The following is a 14,877-nucleotide window of genomic DNA, read 5'->3' on the forward strand; positions in this document are numbered from 1 at the left end:
TGGTCCGCGGTGTCGTCCTCGATCGCTGATGTCATGCTGATGCTGCCTTCCCAGCCGAAGGTGGGCGCCGGCCGGGTGGCGCAGACAGGACATTGAGGGGGCTTCTGACCAAGCTCCTATCAGGTCATGTTCCGCCCGGCCGGAGCCATGAGAACAGGTCCCGGCAGCCGGACAGAACAGCACGAGGACAGCCCAGCAGGGCGTCAGTCAGTGGTCGAGCCACGACCACCGGGACCTGAGTACCAGCATCAATGTCAGTGGTGAAACGTAAGGTCGCCCCTGATGCCCAAAAAGCCTGCAGAGCGCACGGACCGGTCCGCCGTGCGCTCCCTCCTGCGCCTGTGGCCCTATGTCCGACCCGTGCGGGCGCGCCTGTTCACGGCCGCCTTCGTGGCGATCCTGGCGTCCTGCCTGGGGCTGGTGATCCCGCTGGTACTGAAGTGGATGGTGGACGGTCCCGTCGCCGAACGCGATCCGGGCGGGGTGTGGCTGGGGGCGCTGTACCTGCTGCTGCTGGGTATCGCGGAGGCGCTGCTGTTCGGGCTCCGGCGATGGCTGGTGGCGCGCCCACTGGCCGGGGTCGAGGCGTCGATGCGGGCGGATCTGTTCCGCCATCTGCAACGGCTGCCGATCGCGTTCCACGACCGCTGGGCCTCGGGTCAGCTGCTGTCGCGCGGGACGACGGACCTGATGCTGCTCCGGATGTTCCTGGCGTTCCCGCTGACCTTCCTGGTCGTCAACACGGCCACGATCCTGGTCGGGTTCGTCATCCTGTTCGCCCAGGACTGGGCGCTCGGTCTGGTGCTGCTGGCGCCCGCGGTGCCGCTGGTGATCCTGTGCTCGCTGTTCGAGACGAAGTTCTCAGTGGTCGCGCGCCGGGCCCAGGACCAGGTCGGCGATCTCACCACGGTCGTCGAGGAGAGCGTGCTGGGCATCCGGATCGTCAAGGGCTTCGGCCGGCACCGCAGCCAGGCGCAGGCCTTCCGGGCGCTCTCGCACCGGCTGCGCACAACGGAGCTGGGCAAGGCCCGGCTGCTCGCCGGGATCTGGGCGCTGATCACCGCCCTCCCAGAGCTGGCGATCGGTGCGGCGCTGGTGCTGGGCACGATCCAGGTGGCGGACGGGACACTGTCCGCGGGCACGCTGGTGGCGTTCCTGTCCACGGCGCTCGCCCTGCGCTGGCCGGTGGAGTCGATCGGCTTCCTGCTGGCGATGAGCCAGGAGTCGGCGACCGCGACCGACCGGTATTTCGAGGTGCTGGACGTCGCGGAGGAGCCCGGGGCCGTCGCCGTACGGGAGAGCACGCCGGCCACCGCCCCGGGGATGGTGTTCGAGGGCGTCGAGTTCCGCTACCCGGACGCGGAGCCGGGCTCGCCGCCGGTCCTCGCCGGGATCGATCTGCACGTCCGGCCCGGTGAGACGCTGGCCTTGGTCGGGGGCACGGGGTCGGGCAAGACGACGCTGACCGCCCTGGTGCCCCGGCTGCACGAGGTGACCGGTGGGCGGATCACGCTGGACGGCGAGGACATCGCCACGATGGAGCGTTCGCGGCTGCGGGAGCTGGTCTCGGTGGCGTTCGAGGAGCCGACGCTGTTCTCCGCGACGGTCGGCGAGAACGTGACGATGGGCGCGGCCGAAACGGACGAGAAGCAGGTGCGCCGGGCCCTGTCGGTCGCCCAGGCCGACTTCGTGCACGAGCTGCCGCAGGGGCTGGACACCGAGGTCGGCGAGCAGGGCCTGAGCCTGTCCGGCGGCCAGCGCCAGCGCCTCGCGCTGGCCCGCGCGGTGGTCGGGGAGCCGCGCTTCCTGGTGCTGGACGACCCGCTCTCCGCGCTGGACGTGCACACGGAGACGCTGGTGGAGGCGGCGCTGCGGCAGGTCCTGGAGCGGACGACCGCGGTGGTCGTGGCGCACCGGCCCTCCACCGTGATGCTGGCCGACCGGGTGGCGCTGCTGTCCGGGGGCCGGATCGCCGCCGTCGGCACCCACCAGGAGCTGTTGCGCGACAACGCGGAGTACGCCTGGCTGATGTCGGGCGCGGGCAGCGAGCCCACCGCACGGCCTCCCGCCGGCCCGGTGGACACGTCCACAGCGCCGGTGCACGTGTCGGCCGCACCGGTGGACACGTCCGCAGCACCCGTGAACACGTCGGCCGCACCGGCGGACACGTCCGCGGCACCCGTGAACACGTCGACCGCACCGGCCCACACGTCCGCAGCACCCGTGAACACGTCAACCGCACCGGCCCACACGTCCGCAGCACCGGTGGACGAGCCTGCCGCACCGGTGGACGAGCCTGCCGCGCCGCACCCCGCCACTGCGGTGAGCGCCCCCGTACAGCAGGTCCCCGCCGAGGAGGGCAGTGCCCGATGACCACGACCACCGACAACGCCTCGCTCCCGGCCGCCGACGACGACGGGCCGCCGAAGAGCCGGGTCGCGCCCGCGCCCGGGCGCGTGGACGACCCGTTCGACCGGGACGACCTGCCCGCGCCGCCCGGGGCGACCAGGGCGCTGCTGTTCTCGCTGCTGGCCCCGATGCGGGGCCGGGTCGCGGTCTCGGCCCTGCTCCTGCTCGTCCAGCAGGTCGCGATGCAGGCGGGCCCGCTGCTGGTGGCGTACGCCATCGACAGGGGGGTTCCGGCGTTCCGGGACCACGACTACGGGCCGCTGATCGCGGTCGCCATCGCCTACACGCTCTGCTCCACCGCCGCGGGCGTCCTCCAGTACACCTTCGTCCGGGCCGCCGCACGGATCAACCAGGACGTGCTGCTCGATCTGCGCGGCCGGATCTTCCGGCACGCGCAGGCGCTCAGCGTCGACTTCCACGAGCGCTACACCTCGGGCCGGCTGATCTCGCGCTCCACGACGGATGTGGAGTCGCTGCGGGAGCTGCTGAGCGAGGGGCTCCAGGAACTGATCGGCGTGGTCCTGTCGTTCGTGTCGATCGCGTTGGTACTGCTCTGGCTGGACCTGGGGATCGGCGCGATCGCCACGCTCTCCTTCGTACCGCTGTATCTGATGGTGCGCCTGTACCGGCGGCGGGCGTCCGTCGCGTTCGCGGCGCGGTCGACGGCGATCGCCGCGGTGATCGTGAAGTTCGCGGAGACGATGAACGGCATCCGTCCGGTCCAGGCCTTCCGCCGCGAGCGGAGCAACGACACCGTGTTCACGGCGCTGAACACCCGCCACGAGCGGGCGAACGGCGACGCGATACTGGAGATGGCCCGCTATGTCATCGGTTCGCGGCTGATCGCGAACACGGCGGTGGCCGGCATGGTTCTGTGGGGCGCCTACCGGGTCGCGGACGGAACGCTGGCGCTCGGGGTGCTGGCGGCGGCGGTGCTGTACATGCGCCGACTGTACGACCCGATCGACCGGCTGGGCATGTTCCTCAACTCCTACGAGTCGGCGGCCGCTTCGCTGGCGAAGATCGCCGGTCTGCTGGCCCAGACGCCGAACGTCCCGGAGACCGACCGGCCGAAGGAACTGCCGCCGCGCCAGGGCGGGCTCCCGGGCCGGGAGGTCACGTTCGAGGGGGTGCGGTTCGCCTACCGTACGGGCGGCGAGGTGCTGCCCACGTTCGACCTGCGCATCCCGGCGGGCCGGACGGTGGCGGTCGTCGGATCGACGGGCGCGGGCAAGTCGACGCTGGCCAAGCTGCTGGCCCGCTTCTACGACCCGACCGAGGGCCGGGTCCTGCTGGACGGCACCGACCTGCGCGACCTGGACACCGCCGAGCTGCGCCGGGGCGTGGTGATGGTGACGCAGGAGGCGTTCCTGTTCTCCGGGACGGTCGCGGAGAACATCGCGATCGGCCGCCCGGACGCCACCCGCGAGGAGATCGAGCACGCCGCGAGGGCGATCGGCGCGCACGACTTCATCGCCGCCCTGCCGGACGGCTACGACACGGACGTACGCAAACGGGGCGGGCGCATCTCGGCGGGCCAGCGGCAGTTGGTGGCGTTCGCCCGGGCCCTGCTGGCGAACCCGGCGGTGCTGATCCTGGACGAGGCGACCAGTTCCCTGGACGTCCCCGGCGAGCGGGCCGTGCAGCGGGCCATGGACACGGTGCTGCACGGCCGCACGGCGGTGGTGATCGCCCACCGGCTCTCCACGGTGGAGATCGCGGACCGGGTGCTGGTGATGGAGCACGGCCGGATCGTGGAGGACGGCGCACCCGCCGAACTGATCGGCGGTACGGGGCGGTTCGCGGGGTTGCACCGGACGTGGAAGGACAGCCTGGCCTGAGCCGAGGATGCTCTCCTCAACTACCGAAAGGCGCTACTGCCGAAAGGCGTTGACGGCAAGTGGCGCTGTGGGGGGGAGCTGTTGTCTGCGTCCCCCTCCACGGGGCCCCGAACCGCGCCAGGTAGTGCCACACCTTCTTGACCGCCTGGGGGTCATGGAGGCCCGCGCGTGCTGAGTTTCCGACGATCCGGGGATCGAGCATGCCGTCGACCGCGATCCGCGTGCCCAGGTCGACGTATTCCTGGCCGCGGTAGTCGGGGTGACGTCGGAGTTCTTCCACCCCGAGTCGGAAGCCGGGGTGCCACTCCACCGGGCAGCCGAGACGCAGAGCCGCGTCCTCGACCGCCGTGCCTCGGTAGCAGGGGTCCAGTACCAGCGCCTCCACATCACATCGCAGGTGGACAGACGCGTGCACCTGCGCCTCGATGTAGTCGTCGAGCTCGTCCTGACGACCGGCGCGGGCAAGCTCGATAAGCCCCATGCGGGCCGCGACACCGAAATCCGACGGTTCGAGGAAACTGTCCGGGTAGCAGAACGTGCTCCGCGTCAGTGCCCGGGCCGTCAGCCGGAAGTGGGCCGAGCCGAACCGCGGCGCCCCGCCGACCGGCTTGCGGCGGAAGTTCAACGCCCCGTAGACGGGATGCTCATGAGCGGTCGCTTCGTCGTAGGCCCCGCCGAAGATCCGGCTCTCCCAGCGCCACCGGTCGCCGCCTGGACGCGCGGTCAGGCCGCCGTTGCTGGTCCCCGTGACGAACTGCGAGTGGTAGACGCCGGCCTCGGCCATAGCGTCCAGGATCGGCTTGCCGTGCAGCAGACGGTCCGGGTGGAAATTGAGGGTCACCCGCAGTGCCGGGTCCATCGGAGGGCCCGACGCCAGTTCCGCGACATGCCGAAGGGCCCGTTCCTGCACTGTCCGGAAGGCTGCGGAGCTCATCAGCACAGTGTTCCCCACCCCGATCAACCGGTGCACGCGGATTATCCACCGTCAGCCCGTTCCAGCGTGACGGAGCGTTGACCGATCACACCGGGGTCCGGGCGGCCTCGCGCTACTGCGGTGCGAGGGCTTTGAGCCAGTCCTCGACCGCGACGACATCCGCCCACTGCGGAAACAGCTTCTCGGTGAGCATCCGGTGCACCTCGGGGTCGGTGTCGAGGCAGCCGTCGGCCAGCACGGTGAGGCCGAAGTCCAGGTCGATGGCGTGCCACAGAGTGGACAGCACTACAGCACTGGTGGCGATGCCTGTGAGAACAAGGCTGTCGATAGCGCGGACCCTCAGTACCAGGTCGAGGTCACTGCCCGAGAACGCGCTCCCCCGCCTTTTGGTCACCACGACGTCGCCCGGCCGGGGCGCGACGTCGTCATGGATCTCGGTGCCAGGGGCACCCTCGCGGAAAAGCCCGGCCCGCACGACGTTGGCCATCACTCGGCTGCGAGGGCTGACCGGATCGCCGGGGCGCAAACCCATCACCACGTAGATCACGGGGATGCCGGCAGCCCGGGCACCGTCGATCGCCCTGCGCAAGCGCCGCAGATATCCGGAACCGTCGTCGGCGATGGCCACGACGTCCCGTTGGACGTCCATCACCAGAAGTGCGCTGTTCACCGTGCGTGCCACCTCTTCTCCGTCGGGAAACACGCGCAAGTCTGGTCGAGTATTCGGTATCCGCACCGCCTATGACGACAGCAGTTCCGGGGCGAGGTCACGCCAGGACTGGCGGGCGAAGACGTCGAGGCGGTCGGTGACCACCTGGACGGCGATGTGGTCGGCCCCGGCCCGGTGGTGCGCGGTGAGCCGGGCGGCGATCTCGTCCGGTTTCCCCCAGGCGAACAGCTCGTCGATCAGCCGGTCGCTGCCGCCACCGGCCAGGTCCTCCTCGGTGAACCCCCCGCGCAGCCAGGCCGTCCGGTAGTTGCGCAGGGCGAGGTAGGGAGCGAGCATGCCCCTGGCCATGGCACGTGCGGCCCCCGCGTCGGTGTGCGGAATGACCGTCTGTTCCAGCGCCAGCAGAGGCCCTTCGCCCAGCATCGACCTGGCCCAGGCGGTGTGGGCGGGGCTGACGAGGTAGGGGTGAACTCCCAGGGACCCGGCGGCTGCCAGCCGGGTCATCTGTGGCCCGTGCGCGCCGACGATGCGCGCGGTCGACGGCAGGGGAGGAGCCGCGGCGTCCAGCGCCTCCAGATAGGAGCGCAGCGCATGGTACGGATCGCGGTACCGGCCGGAGACCTCGGCGTGGCTCACGCCCAGGCCCACCAGCAGCCGGTTCCGCTGCCGCTCCGGCAGAGCGTGGTAGGCGGCGGCGAGTTGGCCGGGCGGCCTGTCCCAGATGGACACGCAGCCGGTCGCGACGGTGATGCGGCTCGTCGCGGACAGGACCACCGAAGCCGTGCGCAGGTCCCCGCGGGGGTTGCCGCCCGGGTTGCCGCCGAGCCAGATGGCCCCGTACCCGAGTTCCTCCAGCTCGGACGCGGCGTCCCGCGCCTCCTCGTGGTCCCCGTGCGTGAACGCCAGGCTCCAGATACCGATCGTCCCGAGACGCATGACGAAGCCTTCCCCCGAGTGTGGAAGCTCCGTTGTAGCCGTGCGGGCGGGCCCTGTCGCCCCGAAGGCCCTGCGCTGTCCGGAAGCCGACCGTCTGCGTCCGGCCACTCCGCCTTGACGGCGCCGCCCGACGGAAGGCGAAGGCCGGCCGGGACAGGTCGGTCGGGGCGCGGCCGCCCCCGGGCGAACGGATGCGCTGCCCGTGGAACTCACCCTGGCAGCAGCCGCACCGCCGCGTCCCGCAGCCGGGTGCGCTCCGTGCTCATGAAGCGGTGCAGTGTCCGCGAGCCGAAGGCCGTCCGCTGGGCGCTGCGGCGGCGTTCGGCGTCATAGGCGCGCAGGGCCCCGGCGATGCCCGCCGGGCCCGGGGGCGCGGCGGCGAGTGCGCGGCTCAGAGCCTCCGCGTCCAGGATCGCGGTGCACGCGCCCTGGCCGAGGTTGGGCGTCATGGCGTGGGCCGCGTCGCCGACCAGGGCGACGGGGACGGGCCGGTCCTCGGAGGACCCACGGAAGGCGGGCCGGGTGCCGGAGGAGGCACGCGACGCGGGCCAGGACCCGGAGGAGACACGGGAGTCAGGCCCGGCGTCGGAGGAGGCAGACGAGACGGGGCGGGTGCCGGTGGAGACGAAAGTGGGCAGCGCCGGGTAGAGGTGGAGCATCTCGTAGCGGATCCAGGTGGCCGGGTCGGTGGCGTCCAGGATGCGCGGGACCGGGTCGTGCCAGCCGGCGAAGGAGGCGCGCAGCTCCTCGGCGGTGGTGGCCTCGGGCACGGTGGCGTACCAGTTGGTGCGGCCCGGTTCGACCGGGGTCATCCCGAAGAAGCGTCCACTGCCCCAGGTCTCGCCGTGCACCGGGCTCTCGAAGTCGGCGACGCCGATCCAGGCGACGGTGCCGATCCGGCGGGGGCCGCTGCGGTCGCCGAAGCGGGCGGTGCGCACGGCGCTGCGGATGCCGTCGGCGCCGACCACCAGGCCCTGGCCGGCGGCGAGGGCTTCCACGTCGGTGACCCGCTCGCCGAGCTTGAGCGGTACGTCCCCGAAGGCGTCCAGGCCCGCCAGCAGGGCGTCCAGCAAGTAGGGCCGGGAGATGAGGAGTTCGGGGCGGCCCGCCTTGCGTTCGATGCGCTCCAGCGGGAGGCGGCCGATCGACGTCCCGTCCGGGGTGCGGATGTGCGCGTCGCGGTAGGGCACGGCGTGGTCGCGCAGCGCGTCACCCACGCCGAGCCGGTCGAGCGCGGACTGTGCGGTGGGGTGGATGCCGAAGGCCCCGCCGTACCGCTCCAGTTCGGTGCGCCGCTCCAGCACCGTCACCGTCCAGCCCGCGCGGCGGAGTCCGAGCGCGGTCGCCAGACCGCCGATGCCCGCGCCGACCACGGTCGCCGTTCCTGTCATGTCGCGCTCCCGAACTCGTTCGGACCGTACGGAGGAGGAACCGTATGGAGGAGAAACCGTACGGAGGAGGCCGCACGGAGAACCACCACATCCGTGGTACCACGGATGGGGTAGCCTCGACAAGGACAGACCGAGAACGCGGCAGCGGTACGGGAGTGAGGGAGCGCGCGTGAATCCGGATCGCCGGGACCGGCTGCGGGACGCGGCCGTCGAGGTGCTGGCCGGGGAAGGCGGGCGCGGGCTGACCCACCGGGCCGTGGACCGGGCCGCCGAGGTGCCGCCGGGGACTGCCAAGAACTACTTCCCGACCCGGGACGCGGTGCTCCGCGCGGCGGCCGAGCGGTGCCTGGAGCAGTACCTCGCACTCACCGCGCGGTTGGCGGCGACTCCGGGGCCGGTGGACCGCGAGGGGCTGACGACCCTCTTCCGCTCGCTCCTGGAGAACGTCGCGGGGCCGGGCCGCTCCCGGCTGCTGGCGGTGCTGGAGCTCCAGGCCGAGGCGGCCCGGCGCCCCTGGCTGTCCGCCATCCTCGACCCGATGGCGAGCGGGGACTTCGTGGGCATGGAGCTGGCCCAGCGCTCCGCCGGACTGCCCGTCACCCCGGAGCGGGCCGCCGTCGTCACCCTCGCGCTGCACGCGGCGATCCCGCACCTGCTGACGAACGGCCCGGCCACGCTCGCGGCGTCGGGGCTGGACGACGTGGACCGCTTCGTGCGCGACCTTCTGGACGCGGTGTACCCGCCGGGGGCCACCGACTGAGCACCTCGGCCACCCGCACCCCGCCCTGACGGGTCGGCGTGTTCCGGCGCGTGAATCTGGCCAGAACCCGACGCCGTCTCACCAGGCGGTCATCCCGCCCCTTCCCGCCCGCGGCGCTGTGGCGTCCTTCGCCCACGAAACCTGTGACCACCCTGTGAATACCGGGCTCCCCAACCCTTGGTAACACTGCGGCAATGATCGACGAAACGTCCGCTTAACGAACATGACCTTTCCGGCAACGAACGAAAACCGGCCAACTTATTGACGCGCTCCTGACAGGTGCGGTCATCTGCTGACACTCTTCACCCCGTTCTGCGCACCGCCTGCACCGTCCGGACGGCCCGTCCAGCGCCGCCGGTACCCCCCTCGCAGAAGGAGTCCGCGTGAGATCCACGCCCAGCCGTCGCGCCACCGCGACCGGCGCTCTGATCGCCGCAGCAGCCCTCATAGCCGTCGCCATTCCGTCCGGCGCCGCGACCGCCACCTCCGCTCCCTCCTCGGCCCCGCTCGGCGGCATCACCGCCGGCACGAAGGCCGACCCGGGCGCCCTGCCCGTCAAGCTCTCCCCCGCCCAGCGGGCCGAGCTGCTCAGCGAGGCGAACGCCACCAAGGCGGCCACCGCCGAGGAGCTCGGCCTCGGGTCCACGGAGAAGCTCGTGGTCCGCGACGTCGTCCAGGACCGCGACGGCACGACGCACACCCGCTACGAGCGCACCCTGAACGGGCTTCCCGTCCTCGGCGGCGACCTCGTGGTCAAGGCGTCCCCGGCCGGAGCGACCCAGGGCGTCAGCAAGGCGTCGAAGGCGACCAGCGCGCAGCTGAAGGCCGTCGGCCTCACCGCCGACGTGGCCCCTGCGGCGGCCGAGAAGCAGGCGCTCGGCGCGGCGAAGGCCGAGGGCTCGAAGGCGAAGAAGGCCAGCGAGGCCCCGCGCAAGGTGGTGTGGCTGGGCAGCGGCTCGCCGCAGCTCGCGTACGAGACCGTGGTCGGCGGACTCCAGCACGACGGCACCCCGAACGAGCTGCACGTCGTCACCGACGCCGCCTCCGGCGAGAAGCTCTACGAGTGGCAGGCCGTCCACAACGGCACGGGCAACACGCAGTACAACGGCCAGGTCACCCTGGGCACCGCGCCCTCGTACACCCTGACCGACACCACGCGCGGAAACCACAAGACGTACAACCTGAACCGGGGCAGCTCCGGCACCGGCACGCTGTTCTCGGGCCCGGACGACATCTGGGGCGACGGCACTCCGCAGAACGCCGAGACGGCCGGCGCGGACGCCCACTACGGCGCGGCCGAGACGTGGGACTACTACAAGAACGTGCACGGCCGCTCCGGCATCCGCGGTGACGGCGTCGGCGCGTACTCCCGCGTCCACTACGGCAACAACTACGTCAACGCGTTCTGGCAGGACAGCTGCTTCTGCATGACGTACGGCGACGGCAGCGGCAACGTCAAGCCGCTGACCTCCCTGGACGTGGCCGCCCACGAGATGACGCACGGCCTGACCTCGGTCACGGCCAAGCTGGTCTACAGCGGCGAGTCCGGCGGTCTCAACGAGGCCACCTCCGACATCTTCGCCGCGGGCGTGGAGTTCTACTCCAACACGGCCCAGGACCCGGGCGACTACATGGTCGGCGAGAAGATCGACATCAACGGCGACGGCACCCCGCTGCGCTACATGGACAAGCCCTCCAAGGACGGCGCGTCCAAGGACGCCTGGTACTCGGGCATCGGCAACGTCGACGTCCACTACTCCTCGGGCCCGGCGAACCACTGGTTCTACCTGCTCTCCGAGGGCAGCGGCGCCAAGACCGTCAACGGCGTCAACTACGACTCGCCGACCTCCGACGGGCTCCCGGTGACCGGCATCGGCCGGGACAAGGCGCTGCAGATCTGGTTCAAGGCGCTCACCACCAAGTTCACCTCGACGACCAACTACGCCGCTGCCCGCACCGGCACGCTCGCGGTCGCCAGTGAGCTGTACGGGGCCACCAGCCCCGAGTACGCGGCCGTGGCCCACGCCTGGGCCGGCATCAACGTGGGCGCCCGCCCCGGCGGCGGCGACCCCGACCCGGGCGGCAAGGTGTTCGAGAACACCACCGCGGTGGCCATCCCGGACGCCGGCGCCGCCGTCACCAGCGCGGTCACCGTCTCCGGCGTGACCGGCAACGCGCCGAGCACCCTCAAGGCGGACGTCAACATCACGCACACCTGGCGCGGTGACCTCGTCGTCGACCTGGTGGCCCCGGACGGCACCGCCTACCGGCTGAAGAACTCCTCCTCCGGCGACTCCGCGGACAACGTGGTGGCGACCTACACGGTCAACGCCTCGTCCGAGGTGGCCAACGGGGTCTGGAAGCTGAAGGTCCAGGACATCGCCCGTCAGGACACCGGGCGGATCAACAGCTTCAAGCTCACCTTCTGACCCCACCGGCCCACCGGCCGGCTTCTGACTCCACCGGGCCCACCGGCCCGCTTCTGACCCCGCCGGGCCCACCGGCCCGCGGGGAGCACCGACGGAACGGCCCGGGAGGGGTTCGCCCCCTCCCGGGCCGTTCGCCATGGTGTGGACGAGGGGACCAGCGCATGCGCTGGCCCCCGGGGCGAGCACTCAGCGCAGCAGCACGCCCGCACCCTCCCCCGCCGCCTCGGTCGGCAGCGCGACCAGGCCCAGTTCGGCGCTGGTGGCCAGCAGCGGGTGGGCGGGCAGGACGCGCACGGTGTAGCCGTACGGTCCCGTCCGGTCCAGCGCGAGCGGCCCCTCGTACAGCCAGCGGTCCTCCAGGTCCTGGCCGCCCGCCGGCTTCAGCGGGAAGGTCTGGGCGTCCGCGATGGCATCGCCCGAGTCGACCCGGCCCGCGACCACCTGGACCTCCACGTCGTCCGGGTCCAGGCCGCCGAGCGCGATCCGCGCCCGCAGCGCCAGGCTGGCGCCGAGCTCCGCCGAGCCGCCCGCCGCGGTGTCGGTCACCGACTCCACATGGTCGACGGAGACCCCGCGCCAGGCCGCCCGGACCTTGGCCTTCCACTGGGCGAGGCCCCGCGCGGCCCCGGGATCCAGGGCCCGCCGCGACCGGGCGGCGGGGGCGTACAGACGCTCCACGTACTCGCGCACCATCCGCCCCGCGAGCACCCGCGGTCCCAGAGTGACCAGCGTGGAGCGGACCATCTCGATCCAGCGGTCGGGCAGGCCCCCGGCCCCCCGGTCGTAGAAGCGCGGGGCGACGCGGTCCTCGATCAGGGCGTACAGGGCGTTCGCCTCCAGCTCGTCGCGACGGTCCTCGTCGGTCGCCGAGCCGTCGGCGGTGGGGATCTCCCAGCCGAAGGCCGGGTCGAACCACTCGTCCCACCAGCCGTCGCGCACGGACAGGTTGAGGCAGCCGTTCAGCGCCGCCTTCATCCCGCTCGTGCCGCACGCCTCCAGCGGGCGCAGCGGGTTGTTGAGCCAGACGTCACAGCCCGGGTAGAGCTTCTGGGCCATGCCCATCCCGTAGTCCGGGAGGAAGACGATGCGGTGGCGGACCCCCGCGTCGTCCGCGAACCGCACCAGCTCCTGCACCAGCCGCTTGCCGCCGTCGTCGGCGGGGTGCGCCTTGCCCGCGACGACGATCTGGACCGGGCGGGCCGGGTGCAGCAGGAGCGCCCGCAGCCGGTCGCGGTCGCGCAGCATCAGCGTGAGCCGCTTGTACGAGGGGACGCGCCGGGCGAAGCCGATCGTCAGGACGTCCGGGTCGAGCACTCCGTCGATCCAGCCCAGTTCGGCGGTGCCGGCCCCACGCCGGCGCCAGGAGGCGTAGAGCCTGCGGCGGACCTCGGTGACCAGCTGGCCGCGCAGCTCCCGGCGCAGGTCCCAGATCTCCTGGTCGCCGATGCCGCTCACCGCGTCCCAGCGGCGCGGGGCGCCGCCCCGCGAGGAGTCCTCGCCCTCCACCGGGCCGCCCGCCAGGACCTGGTGGGCGCGGTCCTCGCCGACCTGGCCCGCGCCGAGCCGGAACACCTCGGAGGCGACCCAGGTCGGTGCGTGGACCCCGTTGGTGACCGAGGTGATCGGCACCTCGGCGGGGTCGAAGCCCGGCCAGAGCCCGGAGAACATCTCCCGGCTGACGGCACCGTGCAGGGTGGAGACGCCGTTGGCGCGCTGGGCGAGGCGGAGGCCCATCACCGCCATGTTGAACAGCTCCGGCTCTCCGCCGGGATAGGTCTCGGTGCCGAGCCGCAGGATCTTCTCGACGCCGACGCCGGGCAGCTCGCCGTCGTCGCCGAAGTGGCGGGCGACGAGCCCCCGGTCGAAACGGTCTATCCCGGCGGGCACCGGGGTGTGGGTGGTGAAGACCGTCCCGGCCCGGACCACCTCCAGGGCGGCGTCGAAGTCGAGTCCGGTGGCGTTCAGTTCGCGGATGCGCTCCAGGCCGAGGAAGCCGGCGTGGCCCTCGTTGGTGTGGAACACCTCCGGCTCCGGGGTGCCGGTCAGCCGGCACCAGGTGCGCACCGCGCGCACTCCGCCGATGCCGAGCAGCATCTCCTGGAGCAGACGGTGGTCGCTGCCGCCGCCGTACAGCCGGTCGGTGACCTCGCGCTCACCCGGGGCGTTCTCCTCGACGTCGGAGTCGAGCAGGAGCAGCGGCACCCGGCCGACCCGGGCCAGCCAGATACAGGCGTGCAGCGAGCGTCCGCCGGGCAGGGCGAGCACCACCCGGGCGGGGGCGCCGTCGGCCTCGCGGACCAGGTCGAGCGGGAGCTCGTTGGGGTCGAGGACCGGATAGTGCTCCTGCTGCCAGCCCTCGCGGGAGAGGGTCTGGCGGAAGTAGCCGTGCCGGTAGAGCAGGCCGACGCCGATGAGCGGGACGCCTAGGTCGCTGGCGGCCTTGAGGTGGTCGCCGGCCAGGATGCCGAGGCCGCCGCTGTACTGGGGCAGCGCCGCGGTGACGCCGAATTCGGGGGAGAAGTAGGCGACGGCGGAGGGCAGTTCCCCTCCGGCGGCCACCTGCTCCTGGTACCAGCGGGGGCCGTTCAGATATTCGGCCAGATCTGCGGAGGCCTCGGCGAGGCGGCCGAGGTACTCCTCGTCCCCGGCCAGTTCGGCGAGCCGCCCGGCGGAGAGCGAGCCGAGCAGGCGTACGGGGTCGGCGTCCGCGGGCCGCCAGCCCTCGGGGTCGGCGGACCGGAAGAGCTCACGGGTCTCGGTATGCCACGACCAGCGCAGGTTGTGCGCGAGGTCGTGGAGAGGTCGGAGGGGTTCGGGGAGGACAGGACGCACGGTGAATCGACGAATGGCCTTCACGTACTCCACCTTTACAGGGGACTTGCGCATCCGGGCGGACGCACCACGGTGTGCGTCCCTTCCGTCACCCCTGAAGGTAGCGGCCGTCCGTGGCGCCCTGCCACGGCGCGCGGACGGCGCGCGAGGCCCCGGCACGGCCGGCACGCGCCTCCCCGCAGGGGCACCTCGTGCCCCGCCCGTGCTCCCCCGTCACTCCGCTCACCTGGGGGTTTGGCCGATTTCACCCCGTACGCAGCCTTGTGGACCTCCCTGCCACAGGGAAGGCTGCCGTGTGGCGCCGCAGAGCGGGTATCCGGAATCCGCGGAGGCGCTTCGGGCTCCCACGGGTTCCGGGGGCGTGCGCGCCGCGTGCGGCGGGGCCCGGGCGGTCGGCTACGACCGAGTAGTTAACACAGCGCCGGATTTCCCACCCGCGGACGCGGGGAAGGCTCCCCCGGTACGCGGCACGTCCCCACACGACCCGGCCCGCAGACCTTCTCCGTGCGTCCAGAAACATGCGCGAAACCCCCGCGACCCACCCATTCGAGTGCCATTCGAGTGAACGCGGACAGGAGCGGCCATGCCCACAGCCCGTCAGCAGACAGCCGAGCAGCTACAAAGGACAGATCCCCGTCCTCGCGGCACACGCGGTCGGTCCTCCGCGCCCGTGCC

9 protein-coding genes are annotated in these 14,877 nt (G+C 72.2%); 4 read left to right on the plus strand and 5 right to left on the minus strand.

The genetic code is table 11. The features are described from left to right. Positions 1-282: 282 nt before the first annotated feature. Positions 283-2,373: an ABC transporter transmembrane domain-containing protein gene (locus tag D581_RS0119645; protein ID WP_026290701.1), complete on the plus strand. Its 2,091-nt coding sequence runs from the start codon at positions 283-285 to the stop codon at positions 2,371-2,373. Then, positions 2,370-4,250, plus strand: a complete 1,881-nt coding sequence (locus D581_RS0119650; protein WP_018958918.1) for an ABC transporter ATP-binding protein — start codon at positions 2,370-2,372, stop codon at positions 4,248-4,250. The genes D581_RS0119645 and D581_RS0119650 overlap by 4 nt, the downstream gene beginning before the upstream one ends. Positions 4,251-4,266: 16 nt before the next feature. Here the strand turns inward: D581_RS0119650 and D581_RS0119655 are convergent, their stop codons facing one another. From D581_RS0119655 to D581_RS0119670, 4 genes are all read right to left on the minus strand, one after another. Next, entirely contained in the window at positions 4,267-5,184 is a 918-nt protein-coding gene (locus tag D581_RS0119655; RefSeq protein ID WP_051114614.1) for a DUF3626 domain-containing protein, read from the minus strand. 112 nt (positions 5,185-5,296) lie between these two features. Further along, entirely contained in the window at positions 5,297-5,866 is a 570-nt protein-coding gene (locus D581_RS0119660) for an isochorismatase family protein (RefSeq protein ID WP_018958920.1), read from the minus strand. 57 nt (positions 5,867-5,923) lie between these two features. Further along, positions 5,924-6,790, minus strand: a complete 867-nt coding sequence (locus D581_RS0119665; RefSeq protein WP_018958921.1) for a TIGR03620 family F420-dependent LLM class oxidoreductase — start codon at positions 6,788-6,790, stop codon at positions 5,924-5,926. A gap of 209 nt (positions 6,791-6,999) precedes the next feature. After that, the gene (locus D581_RS0119670) at positions 7,000-8,181 is read right to left on the minus strand and encodes an FAD-dependent oxidoreductase (RefSeq protein WP_026290704.1); all 1,182 of its coding nucleotides are present in this window, start codon (positions 8,179-8,181) and stop codon (positions 7,000-7,002) included. Positions 8,182-8,350: 169 nt separating this feature from the next. Between D581_RS0119670 and D581_RS0119675 the strand changes: the two genes are divergently transcribed. Both D581_RS0119675 and D581_RS0119680 read left to right on the plus strand, forming a co-directional pair. Then, positions 8,351-8,941: a TetR/AcrR family transcriptional regulator gene (locus D581_RS0119675; RefSeq protein WP_018958923.1), complete on the plus strand. Its 591-nt coding sequence runs from the start codon at positions 8,351-8,353 to the stop codon at positions 8,939-8,941. 383 nt (positions 8,942-9,324) lie between these two features. After that, on the plus strand, positions 9,325-11,370 hold the full coding sequence (locus tag D581_RS0119680) for a M4 family metallopeptidase (protein ID WP_018958924.1): 2,046 nt from the start codon (positions 9,325-9,327) through the stop codon (positions 11,368-11,370). Between the two features lie 186 nt (positions 11,371-11,556). Here D581_RS0119680 and glgP read toward each other — a convergent pair whose 3' ends face one another. Next, positions 11,557-14,226: an alpha-glucan family phosphorylase gene (gene glgP, locus D581_RS0119685; protein ID WP_026290705.1), complete on the minus strand. Its 2,670-nt coding sequence runs from the start codon at positions 14,224-14,226 to the stop codon at positions 11,557-11,559. Positions 14,227-14,877: the final 651 nt, after the last annotated feature.

The sequence above is a fragment of the Streptomyces sp. CNB091 genome (genome assembly GCF_000377965.1).

Coding starts and splice junctions, on each gene's coding strand:
- D581_RS0119645 (WP_026290701.1), top strand. CDS start 283: ATGCCCAAAAAGCCTGCAGAGCGCACGGACCGGTCCGCCGTGCGCTCC.
- D581_RS0119650 (WP_018958918.1), top strand. CDS start 2,370: ATGACCACGACCACCGACAACGCCTCGCTCCCGGCCGCCGACGACGAC.
- D581_RS0119655 (WP_051114614.1), bottom strand. CDS start 5,184: ATGAGCTCCGCAGCCTTCCGGACAGTGCAGGAACGGGCCCTTCGGCAT.
- D581_RS0119665 (WP_018958921.1), bottom strand. CDS start 6,790: ATGCGTCTCGGGACGATCGGTATCTGGAGCCTGGCGTTCACGCACGGG.
- D581_RS0119670 (WP_026290704.1), bottom strand. CDS start 8,181: ATGACAGGAACGGCGACCGTGGTCGGCGCGGGCATCGGCGGTCTGGCG.